9 protein-coding genes and 1 pseudogene are annotated in these 17,928 nt (G+C 63.1%); 3 read left to right on the forward strand and 7 right to left on the reverse strand.

Features of this window, described 5'->3' with window-relative positions; genetic code table 11:
• Nucleotides 1-195 precede the first annotated feature (195 nt).
• The gene (locus IEY87_RS31515) at nucleotides 196-1,395 is read left to right on the forward strand and encodes a lipase family protein (protein ID WP_189142456.1); all 1,200 of its coding nucleotides are present in this window, start codon (nucleotides 196-198) and stop codon (nucleotides 1,393-1,395) included.
• A 300-nt stretch (nucleotides 1,396-1,695) separates the two neighbouring features.
• Here IEY87_RS31515 and IEY87_RS31520 read toward each other — a convergent pair whose 3' ends face one another.
• The 5 genes from IEY87_RS31520 to IEY87_RS31540 form a co-directional block, all read right to left on the reverse strand.
• Complete coding sequence (locus IEY87_RS31520) at nucleotides 1,696-3,564, reverse strand: DNA/RNA helicase domain-containing protein (protein WP_189142457.1); 1,869 nt, start codon at nucleotides 3,562-3,564, stop codon at nucleotides 1,696-1,698.
• Nucleotides 3,565-3,766: 202 nt separating this feature from the next.
• Complete coding sequence (locus IEY87_RS31525; protein ID WP_189142458.1) at nucleotides 3,767-5,641, reverse strand: DUF2075 domain-containing protein; 1,875 nt, start codon at nucleotides 5,639-5,641, stop codon at nucleotides 3,767-3,769.
• Between the two features lie 578 nt (nucleotides 5,642-6,219).
• Nucleotides 6,220-6,522: a hypothetical protein gene (locus tag IEY87_RS31530; protein ID WP_189142459.1), complete on the reverse strand. Its 303-nt coding sequence runs from the start codon at nucleotides 6,520-6,522 to the stop codon at nucleotides 6,220-6,222.
• Nucleotides 6,523-6,525: 3 nt separating this feature from the next.
• Nucleotides 6,526-7,065 (reverse strand): hypothetical protein, encoded by a 540-nt coding sequence (locus IEY87_RS31535; RefSeq protein WP_189142460.1) that lies wholly within the window; start codon nucleotides 7,063-7,065, stop codon nucleotides 6,526-6,528.
• 35 nt (nucleotides 7,066-7,100) lie between these two features.
• Complete coding sequence (locus tag IEY87_RS31540; protein ID WP_189142461.1) at nucleotides 7,101-9,041, reverse strand: hypothetical protein; 1,941 nt, start codon at nucleotides 9,039-9,041, stop codon at nucleotides 7,101-7,103.
• A 942-nt stretch (nucleotides 9,042-9,983) separates the two neighbouring features.
• Here IEY87_RS31540 and IEY87_RS31545 point away from each other — a divergent pair.
• Together IEY87_RS31545 and IEY87_RS31555 are read left to right on the forward strand one after the other, a co-directional pair.
• Complete coding sequence (locus tag IEY87_RS31545) at nucleotides 9,984-13,733, forward strand: AAA family ATPase (RefSeq protein ID WP_189142462.1); 3,750 nt, start codon at nucleotides 9,984-9,986, stop codon at nucleotides 13,731-13,733.
• Nucleotides 13,734-14,286: 553 nt separating this feature from the next.
• Nucleotides 14,287-15,201, forward strand: a complete 915-nt coding sequence (locus tag IEY87_RS31555; protein WP_189142464.1) for a hypothetical protein — start codon at nucleotides 14,287-14,289, stop codon at nucleotides 15,199-15,201.
• 118 nt (nucleotides 15,202-15,319) lie between these two features.
• Here IEY87_RS31555 and IEY87_RS31560 read toward each other — a convergent pair.
• Nucleotides 15,320-15,618 (reverse strand): annotated as a pseudogene (locus IEY87_RS31560) (transposase); the annotation flags it as partial.
• 277 nt (nucleotides 15,619-15,895) lie between these two features.
• Nucleotides 15,896-17,857, reverse strand: a complete 1,962-nt coding sequence (locus IEY87_RS31565; protein ID WP_189142465.1) for a DNA/RNA helicase domain-containing protein — start codon at nucleotides 17,855-17,857, stop codon at nucleotides 15,896-15,898.
• Nucleotides 17,858-17,928: the final 71 nt, after the last annotated feature.

Genomic DNA, 17,928 nt, shown 5'->3' on the forward strand with positions numbered 1-17,928 from the left:
GCCGCCCACCTGCCTGGCCACGGTGATCACAGGACTGGAGGGTCCAGAGCCGGCCTGAGCGCGGCCGGCAGGTGCGGTCCAGGCGGGACGAAGACGCCGTTCACGCCCCACGGCGGCGCGGGTAAGGCTGGCCCTACTAAGAGCCAGGGTGCCGCCAGCAATGCCACTCTTTGCGGCTATATCTAGGGTTTTGGCATGACCTTTTCTCGCACCATAGTGACCGCCGGCCTCGCCCTGGGCTGCTTTGTCACCACATTCCCCACCGCCGCCGCAACCGCGGACGCACAAACCGTGGCGCGGGGCGCCGTGGTCTCCTCGACCCTGGTGGAGAAGCTGGACAAGGACCAGGTCGCCGAGCGGCTCAAGGCGACCGGCATCGACGCGGCTCAGGTGAAGTACGGAGTACGCGCCTATCGCGTGGTCTATCGCACCGTCGACGCCAAGGGCCGGTCCACCACCGCCAGCCAGTTGGTCGCCCTGCCCCACAACACCCGGCGCAACTTACAGGTCGTCTCCTGGTTGCACGGCACCACCGTCTACCGGGGCGATGTGGCCTCGGTAAACGCCAAATCCACCGACCGCGCCTCGGCGCTGCTGTTCGCGGGGGCCGGCCATGCGGTGTCCGCCCCTGACTATCTCGGCCTGGGCACGGGGCCCGGCCACCACACCTACGGAGACCCGCGGACCACAGTTTCCGCCCCGGTGGACGCCCTGCGCGCGACCCGCACCGTCGCCAAGGGCCATCAGCGCCGGCTCGACCCGCGCGTGCTGGTCAGCGGCTTCTCCCAGGGCGGTCCCGCGACCATGATGGTGGGGCGCTTCCTGCAACAGGGTCAGGACCCGTACTTCAAGCTGGGCGGCCTCGCTCCGATCGCCGGCCCGTTCAACCTGAGCTCTTTCGAGGCCGCCGCGGCGGACGACAAGATTCGGATGTCTTCGCTCTACCTGGCCTACTTCATTGTTTCGGCGGACCGCTACACCGACATCTACGGCACGCCGAGCAAGGTTTTCCGCGCCCCGTACGACAAGCAGGTGGAGAAGCTCTTCGACGGCAACCACCAGGCCGCGGAGATCGCCCAGGCGTTGCCGCCGGAGTCCGCGAAGTTGTTCACCGCGCAGTTCCTGGACAGGGTCCGCAAGCCGACCGGCAACCTGAAGAAGCTCCTGACCGCGCTCGACTCCACCTGCAACTGGAAGCCGGAGGTTCCGGTCCGCCTGCATCACGCCAAGGGCGATGTGGACGTCGCCTACGACAACGCGCTGTACTGCCAGAGTCAACTGCGTTCCCACGGCGCCACGCAGACCCTCACCGACGCGGGCGACGTGGATCACAACCAGACTGTCCGTAAGGCGCTGCCGCTGGTGGTCGCAGGCTTCACGCGCAACCGGGCTTGATCCATCCGGTCTCAGCGATGTCCGCAGGCGCTGGCTGCTCGACCCTACGACCTCCGCCACGCGGCGGTCTCCCTCTGGCTGAACGTGGGGGTTCCCGCTCCCGAGGTCGCCAAGCGGGCCGGTCACAGCGTCGACGTCCTGTTGAGGGTCTACGCCAAGTGCATCGACGGCCAGCAAGAGCAGGTCAACAGCAAAATCAACAACGCCTTGGACCTATAACCGCATTTATCCATCTCCGGCCCTGGTTGTTCCGGGGCCGGTTCGCCATGCACACTCTGGCCCGCATGCCTGAGACGACGCTTAAGTCCTCGCTGTACGCATCAAGTTGGCTAGGTAATCTCGCAGCTCAGGGTTGACCGCGTAGATCACCGTTCCTCTCATGCCCCGCGTCAGCAGGACCTTGTACACGTTGCGCGCGAGCTGGTCGAAGTCGCTATCGGGGACGGACTTGCGGCTCCTGAAAGCGGGGTCTCGGTTCTCTTCCCGCATGGTGACCAGTTGCCCGTCACGGACGGTCAGATCGGGCCCCAGGATGACGCCGTTCCAGTCGTACTCGAACCCCTGGGCGGTGTAGACGCAGCCAACCTGTCCGAACCCGTTCGGCTCGCTGGCCCACAGCATGCTCGGCGGATAGTCCCCTACGGCGCGATCCTTCTTGACGTTCCACGGTCGTGCCCAGTCGCCGATGACGACGTCGTTGACGAGAGTGTCATCGGGGCGTGGGTCGCTCCATGGCCAGCAGTAGCCGGCGGTCATGCGAGCGGTGCCGGGCTTGGAGCGCAGGAATGCCTCGAGCTCTTGTGGCGAGTCGGCGAGTTGGATCTCGAAGTTCTCGTCTCCGTCCCACTCCATCGGCCCACCGTCCGCCAGGCCGAGCAGGCGAAGGACCCACTGCTCGTACTTCCGGCTGCCGCCGCAGCGGAACTGCTCGTCGAGCGACACGAACCGCACGTCGTAGCCCTTAGTACGGGCGTAGTGCTCGATGCTGGCGACGGTGCCGAGTTCGCCGGGCCGTACCACCTGATGCTGGTCGAGAAGGAAGACCGGAACCCGCGCCGCGGCCAACAGCTCGTCGAGCTGGCTGCGTCCGGTCCTTTTGACCGCCGGGGTGAAGCGGTTGGTGGATGTCTCGCGGATGCGGTGTGCTTCGTCGCAGATCAGTACGTCCATGCCGTTTTGTTCGGCGTCAGTGAAGCTGTTGAAGTACATGAAGAGGTTCTTGATTCGGGTGCTGCCGCGACCGGGGTAACGGCGCATGGTCTGGGTGAAGGACTGCGAGCCGGTGGCGTGCAGCGCCGAACGACCCTGCCTGAACAACTCGCCGAGGAGCGACAGGGCGATGACGCTCTTGCCGCTGCCGGGGCCGCCGGTGACGATGACGACCTGCTTGAAGTCCGCCCGTCGAGCCCTGCCGACGGCTCCCATGACCAGTTCGTACGCGACCTGCTGCTCGTCCAGCAACGTGAACTGCTCGCGCTCGCGGATCTCTTTCGAGGCATAGGCCATGAGCTGCTTGCTGGGAGCGACTGCGCTGGACAGGAGCCGGTCCGCGGCGTCGGCTCCCGGCTTGTCGGACAGCCGCTCGCTCAGGTACCGGAGGAACTCGCCGCGCCGTTGCTTGGTGAACAGGCGGCTGCTTTCGTCGCGGACCTGCTCCGCCAGGCCGTCGATGTCCAGGTCCATGGCGTTGTGCAGGTACGCGGCTCCGTAAACGGCGTTCGCCTTGCCTTTGAGTACCCCGAGGAAGTCGGACATGTACTCGCAGTACCGGCGCACCTGCTCAGTCGGGTGCAGCATCTCGCCGCCCGGCATGCCGTCCACGATGACCAGATGCTCGCCTGACTCGGACGGCTCGGCGCGGCTCCACTGCTTGAGCTCGACGACGACGTACGAGTCTTCGCCGGTCCGCGGATGTACGCCGGCGAGGACTACGTCGGCTCGCCGGCTGGTCAGTGGAAGCTTGTACTCCACGAGCATTTCGACCCTGTGCAATCCGGCGTCGGCCAGGTCGCGAGCGAGCACGGGCAGGCTGCGCTGCCAGGATCTGACCTCGGCAGGGGAGGAGCGGCGTCCGGTGGTCGCGCGTACGTGTTCGACGATGGCTTCCGCCAGAGCGGCCTCGTTGGGCGAGGTGAGCAAGTTGTCGACAGACAGCCGCAGAGCCGTCACGGATTGACCCCCAGGCAGCACGAATGAACTCGTGCGGGTGGGGGCCTATCCGCTCCGACCGGAGTCGTACAACCGCGAAAGCCCGTCGGGCCGCACCACATGGTCGCGAAAAGCGTAGCGGGGGCGCGTTGGCTGCGGAACCGTACGGCAGCCGAACCGCGAGAGACGTGCTTTTCGCCGGTGAGGTTGAGGTCGGCGTAGATCACTCTTCGAGGACCGGGACGCCGAGATCGATCAGCAGCTGGTTGGTGGCCGGATCGGTCGCGTACAGGACCGCACCGCGCATGCCGCGGGTGGCCAGAACTCGATAGGTATTGCGGATCACCGTGCTGAACTGCGGGGCTTGGTTCTGGTCGCGGTCCACGTTGTAGCTGCGTTCGCTCTGCCAGCCGTTCCGCCACACCAGGTCGGGGCCGATGATGACGCCGGCGTACGCGTACTCGAAGCCTTGGGCGCTGTAGATGCAGCCAATCTGGCCGAAACCGGCCGGGTCGGTGGCCCACAGCGGAGACGGTGGAATGTTTCCCAGGTAGTCGTCGGCTTGTGAGTTCCATGGGCGGTGCCAGTCACCGATGCCTACATCGTTCGGGAGGGTGCCGTCGTCGTTCGGCTCGCCCCATGGCCAGCAGAATCCCGCAGCGATCCGAGCCGTGTAATCCTCCGCCACCCGGGCCTTGAGGTAGTTCTCCATCGCCAGCGGAGTACGGGCGACGTAGAGGGTGAAGTTCTCCAGTGGTTGCCAGTCCGGTCGCCCGTTGCTGCGGCGGAGCATGAGCAACCGTTCGACCCAGTCGATGTACTCCGGAGAGCCGGCACATCGGAACTGGCGACGTAGGTTGATCTCGCGGATCCCATAGCCGAGTTGTTCGGCCCTGTAGCGAATGAGGTCAAGCGATCCCACTTCACCGCGGCGCACGACTTGATGCTCGTCCAGCAGGAACACCGGAACGCGAGCGGCGTGAATCAGCTCGTCGATCTGCAGTGGCGGCTCCCGCAGATCTCCCTTGTTCCTGCGGTTGTGCGAGGTCTTCCGTAGGCGGTGCGCCTCGTCCGCAATGATCACGTCGAGGTCGTTGGGGGTGGCGTCAGAGAAGCTGTTGAAGTAAGTGAAGAGTCCGCGCTGCTTACCGGGCGGGCCCGCGTACTTCCACAAGGTCCGGGTGAAGGATCGGCTGCCGGTCGCATGGACGGCATTGACTTTCTGGCGGGCCAGCGTGCCGAGCAGTTCAACAGCGATGACGCTCTTGCCGGTGCCGGGACCGCCGAGGATGGCGACGATCTCCTTGCGCGCACCTTGCTTGCTCGCACTCACCAGGTGGCGGACGTAATCGTAGGCTTCGCGCTGCTCGTCCAGCAGCGGGAAGACCGCGCGTTCGCGCACGCACTCGGCGACACGCGTCATCAGGCCTTGGCCGGGCTTGACCGGTGCTTGCAGCAACGTCTCGGCTTGCTGTGCGGCGTTCTCGCCAGACAATCGCCGGCGAAGCACGTCCTTGAATTCCTCGCGATGAGCCTCTGCGCCGTACATCGCCACCCACTCCTGCACCAGCTTCTCCAAGCCCTGATCCTTCGGCCTTACGGCCTGGACCATGTTGGCGGGGGCGTTGTGCAGGTTGACGACGCCGCATAATTTCTCATCGACGATCATGGGCACGTAGCCGCGTAATACTTGTAGATAGCCCCATAACTGGTTGGCCGGATGCAGTCGAGGTATCCCGTCACGGCTGAGCCGCACCATCTTTCCGTCCGGCTTCAACCAGGACCACTGCTTGTTCTCCACGACCACGATCGACCCGAGATCCGTCCCGGGGAAGGTGCCGACGAGAACCATGTCCATACGTACGTCGGTGATGGGAGCCTTCAGCTCCAACAGCACCTGCACCTCTTCGAGGCCTGCCTCAACAAGCAGCTGAATGACGGTGGGGATGCTGTTTTTCCATGAACGGACTTCCCGCTCATCCGGATCTTGCCAATGAGCGTCTCGGAACCGTTTCTTCAGCTCGTCGATGAAGACGTCGCGAGCGATCGCTGCAGCTAACGCGCCGGCACTGCCCTGGTAGAGACACTGCAACCCCACGGGAGCACTCCTTCGAACCGACGCCGACGATGAGCCGGCAGACGCGGACAGGGAAGAGCGGGGAAGTGCGAGCGGTATGTCAACTGTGCTGCTGACCGACACATCGAAGTCGTAGCTCTGAGTGCACGAACCGCCCCCTATGATGCATTTCTAGCGCAATTGTCGATCTTATGCGCAAAGATCCGGCTAAATGGGCGATGCGTTCGTTCGCCTGCCGGCTCCGGCATCTCGACGCGACCACATGATGCAGGTGTGGGCGAGTTCTTAATGCCTTGATCCAGTTGGGATGGCCTGCATCAGAACGAAGCCGTGGGGACGCCCGTACGCTCCGGCAATCCCAAGCAGGCGGCCTGGTCCGTACGGCACATGTGTTTGATGTCGAGCGCCGGTGATCATCGGAGTCCGTCGCTGTCAGTTCGCCTGAGCCTCAGTGAGTAAACACCGCTCAGCTGGCGTGCGGCGCTCTCGCGGACGGTGTTGGGAGTCCGGCCTATGCTCCTCGCGTACCCGGCTGGGCAATTCCTGTACGGGATACCCACCCCGAAGGCCGAGCTTGGGGGTATGCGCCTTGCGTACCTTCACAGGTCGTAGCGGCGGATCAGTTGCAAGGCGTTCTTCTCAGTGACCATGTCGGCGGTGCGGGTGATCTGCAGGCGGAGGTCGTTCAGGATGGCTTCGCCGGCATGTACGACGCGGCCGGTGTGCCGGTCGAGTTCGCCATCGAAGTCCTTGGCCACCGGGCCGGTCCAGATGCGGCCGGAGTGGAAGTCCTTGGCGCGGTTGGTGAGCGCCTGCTGCATGTCGTGGATCAGCGGCTCGATCGTGCGCAGGGTTTGCTGTAATGCGGGGAGCAGGGGGTTGGGGACCATGTCGTCGGCCATGGCTCAGTCCTTCGTGTCGGGGGGAGGGGTGCCTGTGCCCATGATGAGCTTGGGGGCGATCAGTTTCATCAACCCCACTACGTCGGCCTCGTTGTCGCGGCCCTTGTCGCCGCGCACGAGTTCTATCCCTAGCCGCACCTTGCCGCGTACCAGCACGGAACCCACTCGGGTCTCCATGTTGGTGTCCTTCACGTAGTAACCGAATCCGTCGGGAACTATCGCGGGCAGCTGTTTTGAGCCGTCCCGGAGTTGTTCGTCGATCTGCCCACGAGATCCGGCAGTATCGAGCATGATCCGAAGGATGGAAGGCTTGTCACCGCTGTTCTGGAAGATGGAGCAGGCGCCGATGGCAGGTCGATCCTTTGCTGCCAGATTCAGCGAGCCGGTTACCAGCGGATCACGGACGCCGGTCATTTGTTCCACGGCCGCCTTGGGAACGTAGTTGCAGATGAAGGGCGGTGCGTATGCCGTCGAAAGCGGGGATGTGCCGACCTTCTCGGCACCCTTTCCGGCGCAGGCGCTCATCCCGGTCACCGCGATCACGGTCGCCATCGTCCAGACGAATAAACTCCTCATGGTCACCCGTATTTCGATATGCCGAGATCGTAGCCCTCATTGAGCCGGCTCTGAACCCCCAGCTCCAGCCACGGGTTGTTCTTCGTCTGCCGGTAAAGCCAGCTCTGATAGGCGTTCAACCGTTTCCCGGTGCCTTCGCTCATCTCATCCGGGGTCATCAGTCGGCCGTCTTCCTTTAGGAAGTTGTTGGGGGCCTTGAGCGGATCATCTCCGGGTTGGAGGTCGCTGAGCGAGGCCCACGGATGGGTTTTGGTGGGAGGGTCGGATGAGCCGAACATACCGTGGTCGAGCATGGCCTGAGCGCCGAGCTGATGAAGGAGTGATCGAGTTTGCTCCAGGGCGGTGTTGGCCTCGAACACAGCTGTTTTCTCGGCGGTGCCCTTGACGCTGTCCTCGATCATGCCTGTCCACGATCCGAGGATCGTTGACCCGATCGGCCAGGCCGCACGTTGCGGGAAGGCGAGTCCGGTGTTGACGACGGCCAGGAGGGCCTGCACATTGCGCTTCTGTGTCTCGTCCATTTCCTTGGCCAGGTCGATTTTGGCGATGTTGCCCGCGTCCATGATGAGGCCAAAGCCGGCGCCGGCCTCTTGGGCCGCGTTAGTCAGGCTTCCGGTGCCCTGCTTGGCCGCCAGCACGCCTACGCCATGGTCGAGCAGCCTGGACGCCCAAGCCGTCTGAGCCGCGGTGATGATCGCGAGGGACTTGCTGTCGGCTTTGAACGCCTCAGTCATGACGAGGCGTAGCTCTTCCTTAGAGAATTGTGCGCCCCACTCCTCCCGGCCGGGCAGGTTGGGATTGTCCTCCATGTACACGCCTGGTTTCTCGATGCCCGGCATCGCTGCGACTCGCGACATGTCGGGAATGTAGGCAGCCAAGATGCGCCCTAAGGAGAAGGGATCCACCAGTGATTTCGCGGGTTGGCCTGCCTTGATGCGCTCATATTCGTGATGGATGAGATACGAGGCGAGTTTGGCCGACACATATCCCGAGGACGGGCGCGTCTCTGACCCGCTGTGGTCCCGAAACGTGATCGTGGCCGCCTCCAGGGCCTTGCCCACCGCCTTGCCGCCGTCGCCCAGGTCGTGCACGGTCGTGTAGTACTTCAGTGTGTCGCCGCTGCTGAAGAAGCCCTGGGCGGCCGCTGGGTTCTTGCGCAGTGCCTCCATCACGTCCGCCATCGGCTGCGGCCGGTGAGCGCTGGAGTGGATGGAACCCCGTTCAGCGGCGTCCAGTTTTCTGGCTACCTCCAGTAGGAACGTGCTGTTGTAGGTCCCGTGGGTGAGCACCCGGGCGAGTCCCCGATGCGGGCCCAGTTGCAGGTTCGCGCTCAGCCGTTGCCGCCAGTCGGAGCTGAGTTGTGCGCTGGACGCACCAAGCGCCGTGCCGAGGGCGGCCAGCAGGCGCTGTGCGTCTTTGTCGTCCTCATTGAGCACGGCCGTAGCGGCCACTTCCTTGAACTTCTCCGGCCCCAGCGCGTTCAAGAGCTTGAGGGCGAACTGGGGGTCCTTCGCCTGATTTTCAAGCTGGGCGAGAGCCTGCTTGTTTACCGGGGAACCTTTCGCTGATTCCCGAAGATAGATCGCCGCCGCGTACGCATCCGGGTCGTGGGAGACCTTCTTGTGCAACTCCTCATCGAATCCGATCAGACCGCTCTCGGACGACACTCTCCACGTCTCGTTCATCGCCTTGATCGTGTCGTTGCGTCGCCGCAGCTCAGGCTCCTTGCCGCGGGTCCAGATGTCCGCCTCCCGCATCGCGCTCAGTCCGGAGGCGTCCAGCTCCAGCTTCTCCAGGGCGCGCCGCACCGCAGGCTCGTTCCGCCGCAGCACGTCACCGGCTCGGGAGAACAGAAGCTCGAACCGGTCCATTACGTCCGGGTTGATTCCGGAGTACTGGCTGTCGAACGGCTTGGGTTGAAGCTCAAGGGGCGGCTCGGTCATGACCGGCCTCCGGCATCTTCCGAAGACATGCGCAGGCTATCCTCCATCCGGATCAACCCGGAGGCGTCCTGCCCGACGGATATGGGTGGGGGTTCGATGGTATGTACGCACATCGCCCTGAGGACGGTTCAACCCGATAGTGCTTCCGATTACGGTCTACCTGTGTGCGTTCCACTGCAGGCGGCCGGTCAAGGAGTGACCGTGAGCGTCGCGGCCCTTAGATGGCCTCGTATCTCTGTCTGAACTGAGGAAACGTCTCCAAGATCATCCCGACCATATCCCTGGATCATGGTCCTACGGCTGCACGTGGGTGCCCTCGGCGGCCTAGCAAGGGCCTGGAAAGCAAAAGACCTGCGGCTAAGAAACCGCAGGTCAAGGAGCGAAATACCTGGTGGAGAAGAGTGCCCCCGGCAGGATTCGAACCTGCGGCACCCGCTTTAGGAGAGTGGGGGCTTCAGCGTCTCCTTGAATAGTTTGAGCTGGGGTAATGGCTCGAGCCGGGGTGAGACTGAGCAAGATCATCCCCTGTGTATCCCGGCTCCGATTGCCAGCCCAACTGTCTCGCTTGGCGTCCCTCGCATGGCCCTCGATCCCACGGGGAAACGCAAGTCATCCTGCTCTCTTCGCAGCCTTGCGGACGGCTCGACGCGGAGAGATCGCTGGCGTCGTGGCTCCACCGCCTTGTAAATGTGAGCGATTGGCGGATTTGGGCCGATCTAACCGACGAGCGATTCAACTGTGATGCGAGATGATCGCCGGGGGCGGGGATCTTGTGTTACAGCCGTTCTGATGGGCAGCGGATTGCTTATGCTTGACCTCGCGATTACCTCCGTCTCTGCCGGCCAACGAGGCGTTGGCCACAGCTATCTCAGGGATCTGTCGTAAGTAAGACATGTCTCCTGGTTTACGGACATCCCCTATTCCGGTATTCGAGAGGTCCCCATGCATGTGTCGGTCCGCGTCCCCTGGCATGACTCCGGCTGGAGTGGCACGGTCTGTCGTCATCCGCTCGACAATGCCTCCTGCATCCTCTTGCATAACATCGGCAAGAAACGCGACGATCAGTATGAAGTCGAGCACGCTGGGAAGTCGCTGGACGAGCTGGACACTCGCCGGATCGCCTGCGTGGGCGAGCGCGGGACCTTCCTGAGTTCCCGACCGTACCCCATCGAGCTGGAGCACCCGTACCGGTACAACCAGGCGTTGCGCCACTTGCAGCCGACCACCGTCACCGTACCCGCCTTCGGTGTGCAGGCGATCCCGTACTACTGGCTGCTCCGCGGGAGCATCGCGGAGGTAAGTCGTGAATACGATGTCGCCGACTTTGATGACGAGCGGGAGGAGCTGGTCGACCGGGAGCTGGGATTCACTCCCAACTGGATAATCCACGGCGACAATCAGAAGGCCTTGATCAGGCGGTTCTTTGATGACGTCGAACCCAAGGAATCCCTGGTCTTCTTCTACATCAAGCACTCGCCCTTCGACGACCTCAAGACTGAGGGCCACTTGCTGGTGGGCGCGGCTCGGATCACTGACCTCCAGCTTCCACGACCCTGGCGGACCGACGGCCCGACCCCGTTTCCGAACTACATGTGGGAGACGGCCATGTCGCACACGCTGCGCCCCAACGGAGCCGGAGGCATCCTGCTACCGGTTACGGAGCTGGCCGAACGGCATGCGCGAGGCGAGGACGTCCAGGACCTGCTGGCCTGGGCGCCGGAAAACGGCGGCCGCGAGTTCCGCTACGCGGCAGAACATGTCTCGCACGACAGCGCCATCGACGCGTTGGAGCGGCTATTCCGCGCCGCTGAGCGCTGCCGGGAGGCTGGCTTCGACGTGCCGCACACCTCCATGGAGTGGGTGAGCGAACGTATCGGTGAGCTCTGGACGATGCGCGGCCCCTCTCCTGGGCTCGGCGCCGTCCTCGGAGCACTCCAATTCCGCTACAGCAAGCTGCTGGCCAGAGAAATCGCCCGTGTGACCTCGGAGGAAACGGATCCGTGGGAAGTACTCACCGATGCGATCTCTCGCCCGCAGCGGTACCCGCAGACCGTCTCCCGGCTGATCACGGACACGCATCGTAAGATCTGGCCCCGACTCACCCCCGATGACCTGCGCGTACTACGGCTCCTCTCGCGGTTCCAGCTCACCAGCGACCAGGCAACCATCCTGTTCCGCAACCAGGAGATCAACCTTGAGCACGAGGACCTCCTGGCCGATCCCTATCTAGCCCACATCTGCACGATAGGGACGGCCGCGCCGGTGCCGTTCGGCACTGTAGACCGTGCATGCTTCCCGAAAGCGGACATCCGAGCCCGATTCCCTATGGACAAGCCAACCGCAGTCACTGACCCTGACGATCCCCGACGGCTGCAGGCCCTGCTGGTGGATACGCTCGAAACTGCGGCCCAAGCAGGTGACACGGTGATGCCGATGTCCACCGCGATCCAGCGCATAGCGGAACGGCCACTGGCGGAGGTGTGCGGGATCACAGAGGAGAAGCTCGACGCACACGACCTGCACCCGGACAAGTTGACCTTCTCAATAGAATCGCCCCACTGGCCGCCCGTGGCTGGTACTCGGCTGGCGAGCGGCAGTCCCGCCTACAAGCTCGCCCGACTGGAGCTCGTCGCGCATGTCATCCGCAGCGTCGTAGATGGTCAGATGGCTCGGCCCAGACAACCGGTTCCGGAAGATCTCGCGGACGCGCTCGATCTCGTGCTGGCCGAGTACAAGTCGGAAAACGACCCCGACCCCGAAGCCGAAGAGAGGGCGTACTTGGAGAAGAAGGCCGCGCTCGCTGAGATCTTCGCAGCGCCGTTGAGCGTGTTGAACGGGCGGGCGGGAACCGGGAAAACCACCTTGATCAGGGCGTTGAAAGAGCATGAGAAGGTCCGTTCCCGAGGCATGCTGCTGCTGGCTCCGACAGGCAAGGCTCGCGTGCAGTTGCAGACCAAGGTCCGGCATCCCGCGCAGACCATCGCCCAGTTTCTTACTAGGCATGGACGCTACCGCGATGACACCCGGTCCTATGTCCTGGCACCGGGCAGACCCAAAGCTCAGTCGTACGGGACCGTCGTCGTCGACGAGGCGTCCATGCTCACCGAGGAGCAACTGGCTGCCTTGCTGGACGCGCTTCCCATCCCCGACCGGTTGGTCCTGGTCGGTGACCCCCGCCAGCTTCCGCCTATCGGCGCCGGACGGCCCTTCGCCGACCTGATCCACCGCCTGGTGCCGCCTCCGGGTAGCGTCGGCTTCCCGCGCGTGGCGCCCGGGTACGCCGAACTCACCGAGTTGCGCCGCCAGCGGGGGAAAGTGCGGGACGACTTGATGCTCGCCGCATGGTTCTCCGGCGATCCTGTTACTCCCGGCTTCGATGAGGTCTGGGAACGTCTGCGTGCCGGGACACCGATGGAAACCCTGGCGGCGGTCCCTTGGGACGCGTCGCGTGTGCTGGATGTCCTAGACCGCACGCTCGCCGAGGAGCAGAGCATTGCCGATCCCAAGAGCTTCGAAATCTCCTATGGGGGCGAGCTCAATGGACCATGGGTCAACTTCCGTAAAGGCGCCGCTGGGTCCTCCGAGAAGTGGCAGATCCTTGCACCTACGCGGGTTCACGGCTGGGGAACTACCGAGATCAACCGGCACCTGAAGCAGACCTTCCGCGACAAAGCCCTCAAGGATGCCCTGCGCCCAATGCGGGAACGCTGGGTCCCCAAGCCTCTCGGGGCGGAGCAGATTGTGCTCGGAGACAAGGTACTCAACAACACCAACAGCCGACGTAAGCCGTACCCTGCGGACACCGGACTGGGTTATGTAGCCAACGGCGAGATCGGCGTCGTGGTGGGCCAGGTCGGCAGGAAGGGGAGCAACCCCCGGTGGACGCAAGTCGAGTTCTCGTCGCAGTTGGGAACGGTCTACAGCTACCGGGGTTTGGCGGAGGAGGACCCACCGCTGGAGCTAGCCTGGGCGATCACGATTCACAAGTCTCAGGGATCGGAGTTCCAGAAGGTCATCGTGGTGCTTCCAGGAACCGCGCACAAGCTCTCCCGAGAGATGATCTACACCGCGCTGACACGCCAGCAGGACAGAGTGACACTGCTGCACGAGTGCTCAATCGACGATCTACGGGAGCTTACTGTCTCTACGAGCTCGGAAACCGCCCGAAGACTGACCGACCTCTTCACACCGCCCGCCCCGCGGGAACTGTTTTTCCCGGACGGTGCATCCGCCGGCGTCCTCGATGCCAAGAGAGTGCACATCACGGCACGGGGAGTGCTCGTCCGCAGTCACAGCGAGGTCATCATTGCAGATCTCTTGGACCGTATAGCTCCTGATCGATGGGGCTACGACCAGTCGCTTACCATCGGCGGTGAAACCAAGCGCCCCGACTTCACAATCATTGGGTCAGATGGGCGGCCGATCCACTGGGAACATCTGGAGATGTTCGGCAAGAAAGTCGATCAGAGGTGGTGGGAAGAACGCGAGCGCTGGTACAGGCAGGGTGACGTGCTGCCCCTCGAAGAGGGAGGCGGATCCGGTGGCATCCTCCTCCGCACGGACGATCTCGGTGGAGTGAACGAGCCCGAATGGACCGAACTCGCACGCCAGGCGATCGGGATCATCCCTGTCGGCCCGGTGATCCCCACTCCATCAAGGATCCGGCGTACGCCTCCTGGACAGCGCGGGTGAAGGACGAACTTGCCGTATGCGGCTTCGCGATCATGGACGACGAAGTCGTACCGGAGATAGCTGGGCGGTGGGGAAGCCCGCAGGCGATCATTTCGCGAGAACGAGACGACTCATGGAGTTTGTCAGGGACCTATGGCCTGAAGGCGTTTCCATGGCACACAGAGGGTGCCATCTCGTCCCGGCCGCCTCGCTGGATCGTGCTTCGAGCCCTATCGATTCCCCAGACGACGCATACGGAGCTCCTCGATCCGGATCCGCCCCTGTTGGCCGGGTTGCGCCGCACCGTCCTGCGGGCTGTCGACCGCGCTGGACGGGTGCGGCATCTGCCTGCGGCGCTGCCGAAGGGGGGGCGTTGGCGGATTCGGTGGGATCCGCGCACCTGTGTTCCGCAAATCGGGCTGAGCCTGGAAGAGGTGGACGCCCGAGCCCCAACTGCAACCATTGAATGGCGAGAGGGACGAGTCGCCATACTCGACAACGCGCGTCTGCTCCATCGGCGTCCCGCCGTTCCAGCCGGCCGCGTTTTGGAGCGAACGTATGTATGGAGCGAGTGATGTGGGAGTACGACGGATTTATCGCCAAGGCGCAGCTGTACTTCTCCAGGGCTGCTGACCATCGCACTGCAGATGACGGCGTGCTGGCCCATTGGCTACTGCTTGGCCTGGAGTTCCTGCTCCGCGCGCCACTCGCGAAGGTCCACCCGACCCTGCTCGCGGACATGAACGGCGAGTCGATTATGGCTGCCGCAGGTTATCCGAAACCCAATGGGCATCCAACGTCCATTTCGCTCAAGACGGTCGTGGAACGGTTAGGTGTGATCATTCCTGGCTTCACAAAAGAGCGTGCGGTGGACGTCACCTATCTGGCGGGCTTGCGCAACGCGGAGGCACACAGTAGCTCGTCACCGTACGAGCGAGGGGTTGAACTGTGGTTGCCGCACTTCACACGAGTAGTCGAGGCCGTGTGCGATCATCTCGAGTTGGATCCGGCGGACTTGCTCGGCGACGCCCTGCTTGATCACGGACGAGCCTTGGTCGATGCAGCGGACAAGCGGCTGGTCCATGAGGTGATGCAGAGGATCAAAGCGGCCGCCCAGGTCCGGACGAGCCTGTCTCACGAGGAGCTGATTGTGCGGCGGGCTCGTATCGGCACCATCTTCCAGGGACGGAGCGGACTCAACCTACCTCATGAGGCTGTTGAGCAGGTGCGATGCCCTGCCTGCGCCGAGGGCATCCCGCTGGAGCTAAGGTCTGTGCGCAGCACAGATGGGCGCATCGAAGAGGACTGGGTCTATCGCGACGTCGTGTACGTGGCGACGGCGTTGTTCTGCCCAGTTTGTACTCTGCGGCTGGAAGGCACTGCCGAGATCCACGCAGCTGGGATTCAGCAGCAGTATCTGCGCACCGAACGGGAGTCCTTAGAGGAGCGCTACGCAGACTACGGCGAGCCGGAATACGGCAATGATTGAGGCGTCCAATAGATCCGGAAAAGTCAGCTAGATAAGCTGACAGAAGTCTGGAAGAGGAAGGTAAGTGGCGAGGTTTCGGTCGAGCTCTCACCGGAGCTCAAGGTTAGGCCATCCGCAGCTCGGCCCGCCGGCGTCGCTCCAGCCGCCAGTCCGGGTAATAGGAGCGGAACGCAGCTTCGGAATCGCGAGCTCGATGGTTCCCGCGCGGGTGTCCCACTCGCGCGCCCGGTAGCCGTTGCGGGAGTTGGTCCGCTCCTGGCTGCGCTGGCCGTAGGCGGCCCCGCACAGGCTGTCGGCCTCGGCCGACATCAACGCTTCGGCCATGGTCTTCACCATGGATCGCAACAGATCCGGGTCGTCGGTCTCGATCTGCTTCGCGAGCCACTGAGCAGGCGTCACACTGTTGTCTGCGGCCATCGACTGATTCTCCTTCGATCTTGATCTAGCTACTCGAAGGATCACTCGATGGCCGTCTTCATTTCACGACGCCACGCCTGTCACCAGGCCAAACTCGTACGCCACTCCTGTGGACGCAACCTTGCTGGATGCCCTTTTGTGCCATCCGGACTGCGCGCTGATTCAACTCCGGCGGCTACCGACGCTGCGAGGGGTGAGATGAAGGAGATCGACCGACCAAGGTCTCCATCCTTTACAGCCACAGGGGCCTCCATTAATGCCGGACGGGTTCAATATGTCACCATGGGAGAACATCCTGCACTGGGAGTGGAGAAAGTGGTTTGGCCGCCTTTGGGTGCTCCTCATGCAATGCCGCCAGAGCGTCCTGTACCGGCGGTATTTTGAGTTCAGCCAGTAGGTCCCGAGTGGAGTGGTCGGTGGAGTACAGCACGACTCCGTGCCTACCGCGGCTGGCCAGGACACGGTAGATGTTGCGAACCAGCTGGTGGCGTTTCGGTCCCCACGTAGGCCTATGTTTATTATTGACCGACTTCCAGTGATCGCCAGCCCAAGTGTAGTCATACCCAATAATGACTCCAGCATAGTTCCAGTCGAAACTTTGGGCAGTATAGATGCATCCGATCTGCTCAAAACCTCGTGGATCGGTCGCCCACAGAGTGCGATCGGGTATTTTGTAGCGTCCACTCCCTCTGAAGGCGTTCCACGGCCGAGCCCAGTCGTCGATGCGGATATCGGGGACCAGTCGTCCCCCTCGATATTCGTGGGTCCAGTCCCAGCAGTAGCCCGCGGTGATGCGCGCCGAATGACCTAGGGAGACCTGTGCCCGCAGGTAATCTTCCATCTGCTGTGCTGTATCGGCGCGTAGGAGTTGGAAGTCGCCTTTGTAGGTCCAAGGACGGGGCGCGGACTTGTAACCAAGCAGATCTTCCAGCCAGTCGATGTACTCGGGACAGTAGTTGTGGCGGAACTGGCGCTGCAGCTGGATGTGGTGAATGTGCTCATCCGGGATCCCCAACGCTAAACCGGCTTGCCTGATTTCCTCGGGCGAGCCTATTTCGTCATTGCGTACAACCTGGTGAGGGTCTAACAGGAACACTGGCACCCGTGCCGCCTGGATGAGCTCGTAGATCTGAGGGATGTCGGAGCGTTGATCAAACTTATCGAAACGGAGATTGGATGTCTTGCGCAGGCGGTGCGCCTCGTCGCAGATCAAGACGTTCAGGTGATTGGGTTCTCGATGCCTGTGCTGGTTGAAATAGGTGAACAGATCGGAGACGCCGCCATAGCGCCCGGTCACATATTTGCGTAAGGTTGCGGAGAACGCCGCACTGCCTGATGCATGGGCTGCGGAGCTACGGAGCCCGTTCAGTATGCCCAACAACTCCAGCGCTAAGACGGTCTTGCCCGTCCCCGGCCCGCCGGTGACAATGAATATCTGTTTTGAGTTGGCGGTAAATCCCTCCTCGACCAGGGTGAGCACCTTGTCCACCGTCTCGCGTTGCTCATCCAACAGTGGAAAGATTCGCCTGCCCCGAACCGCTTCGTAAGCGGCGTGCATGACTTCTTCGCTTGGGCGGACGTGCGCACGGTCGATTCGGCGGACGTGGTCGCGGGCACCCTCAGCACTCAACACCGTGGAGAGGAAATGGGCGAATTCCTTGCGGTCGGTGGTATCACCGAAGGCCCGTACACGTTTGCCGTCAACATCGGCACGCAGCTGGCCGACCGGGGGCATGATCTTAGCGACGGCCGTGGTCGAGGCGTTATGCAAGTTCGCCACGCCCCATAGTGCTCCCCTCAGCATCGGCACTTGGCGTTCCAGCGCCCGGCAGTAGTCCCAGACCTGCTCAACCGGGTGTTGACTGTCCTCGGGTCCCGCGCCGGGATGAGTGATTCTGCGGGTACGAGGGTTGAGAGCCAGCATTGACCACTGCTTGTTTTCTACGGCCACGGCCGACAGTTCGCCGGTGTCGGGATGGGATCCTACGAGCAGCATGTCGATGCGTGCGTCGCTGCTCAGCGTGCTCATCTCCAGCAGTACCATTACGTCGCCCAGCCCTGCCAGGAGCAGGACATCGAGAACCGTTCTGATGCTGGCGCGCCAAGACTGCTTCTCCGGATCTTTGACAACGACTCGGTACACCTCGTTTGCTCGGCGTACGAGCGTCTGGACGAGGTCTTCGGCGTCCGTTGCGGCTAAGTCGCCAGCCGAACGTGCTAGCAGGTAGCGGGGCTTCACCCTCGTAGCTCCTCATGGGGTGAGATGACGAGTGCGTGTCGGCCGGACGTCATACGAGCGATCCGAGCGCG

Origin of the sequence: Nonomuraea glycinis (assembly GCF_014646515.1) — a bacterium.
Taxonomy (GTDB): domain Bacteria; phylum Actinomycetota; class Actinomycetes; order Streptosporangiales; family Streptosporangiaceae; genus Nonomuraea; species Nonomuraea glycinis.

Excerpts from the sequence above, each read along its gene's own strand:
- IEY87_RS31515 (WP_189142456.1), top strand. The coding sequence starts at position 196 with ATGACCTTTTCTCGCACCATAGTGACCGCCGGCCTCGCCCTGGGCTGC.
- IEY87_RS31530 (WP_189142459.1), bottom strand. The coding sequence starts at position 6,522 with ATGGCCGACGACATGGTCCCCAACCCCCTGCTCCCCGCATTACAGCAA.
- IEY87_RS31540 (WP_189142461.1), bottom strand. The coding sequence starts at position 9,041 with ATGACCGAGCCGCCCCTTGAGCTTCAACCCAAGCCGTTCGACAGCCAG.
- IEY87_RS31545 (WP_189142462.1), top strand. The coding sequence starts at position 9,984 with ATGCATGTGTCGGTCCGCGTCCCCTGGCATGACTCCGGCTGGAGTGGC.
- IEY87_RS31555 (WP_189142464.1), top strand. The coding sequence starts at position 14,287 with ATGTGGGAGTACGACGGATTTATCGCCAAGGCGCAGCTGTACTTCTCC.